The organism is Elstera litoralis (assembly GCF_000963705.1).
Lineage (GTDB): Bacteria > Pseudomonadota > Alphaproteobacteria > Elsterales > Elsteraceae > Elstera > Elstera litoralis.
This window is the reverse complement of the sequence record NZ_LAJY01000727.1, coordinates 1-976: the sequence shown is the minus strand read 5'-3', so window position 1 is coordinate 976 and position 976 is coordinate 1. Positions and strand designations below refer to the sequence as shown.

The following is a 976-nucleotide window of genomic DNA, read 5'->3' as shown; positions in this document are numbered from 1 at the left end:
TTTTTGTTCCGACGCCACGGCCATTATCAACCATGTAACTTGCTTGAATCGCGGTTGGCACTTTTTTCTCCCGCCGAAAATTTCTTGACGGTAATGCCGCTCATATTCTTTTCAATCCAATCAGACATTTTCTGAGGATTTTGAAAGCCTGTCGATTGGGCAATATCGAAAACATTAACACTTGGATCATCCATGATCCATTGGCCCGATTGCTCGATATATCCAATTATGCGCTCGTCTTTATAGATGAGAGCATAGACGGGCTGGTTGCCAACATTGCGCCGCGCCGCGTCGGCTTCGACCTCGGCCCGTTGTGCTTCCAGCCGTGCCGTCGTTTCCATAGCGTCTTTAGCGACGTTTTTTCGGCACAGTCGGCCAACTGCTGCGGGGGCTGATCGTTCGTATATCGGCGGTCATGGGGGGCTCCTATCACCACAAGCAGGATACAATCTCTCGAAGGAGGGCTTCAGGCGGAGTGATCGGTCTTGAACCAATCAATGTTCCGCTGCCAACGTTCGGCGGTTGTTTCGTGCTCGGAAGGAGTCTCGCTCTGAAATGATTTTCGTTCTTCTTCTATTTTTTGTTTGAATATTTTGGTCATTTCAAATATATCATTTTTCTCGTTATTTATTTCTGATCTTACTTTTGGCTGTTTGTTTTTTCCGAGCGTGTTGCTCATCATTGCACTGGTTTGTGAGCGCGTTGGCCCCATATCAGAGTTCCCAAAAACTTCAATTGTTAACCCATCGATATTAGCTTGCTTCGCTCGATTTGCGATTTGCTCAGCGGTTTCCGATCTTCCCCAAAATTGCCCGATCTCATTTCCTACATACTCGCCTAAGCCGTCGCGGTATATTGCACCGACAACTTGTCCATTCTTACGAAGTAACGCGTAAACGGGTTCATTTTTTTGATCGCGCCTCTTAGCTTCGGCTTCTACTTCATCTGTTTTGGCTTCGGCTTCCTTTAGGGTTGC

The 976-nt window shown here is 47.1% G+C and carries 2 protein-coding genes; both read right to left on the bottom strand.

The window, feature by feature from the left end; genetic code table 11:
- Positions 1–26 precede the first annotated feature (26 nt).
- Positions 27–341 carry a hypothetical protein gene (locus tag VZ95_RS19350; RefSeq protein WP_045777317.1) on the bottom strand — a complete coding sequence of 105 codons (315 nt, stop codon included), beginning with the start codon at positions 339–341 and terminating at the stop codon, positions 27–29.
- A gap of 125 nt (positions 342–466) precedes the next feature.
- Positions 467–976, bottom strand: a 510-nt coding sequence (locus tag VZ95_RS26160) for a hypothetical protein (RefSeq protein WP_045777316.1), incomplete at its 5' end; no start/stop codon positions are given.

Coding starts and splice junctions, on each gene's coding strand:
- VZ95_RS19350 (WP_045777317.1), bottom strand. CDS start 341: ATGGAAACGACGGCACGGCTGGAAGCACAACGGGCCGAGGTCGAAGCC.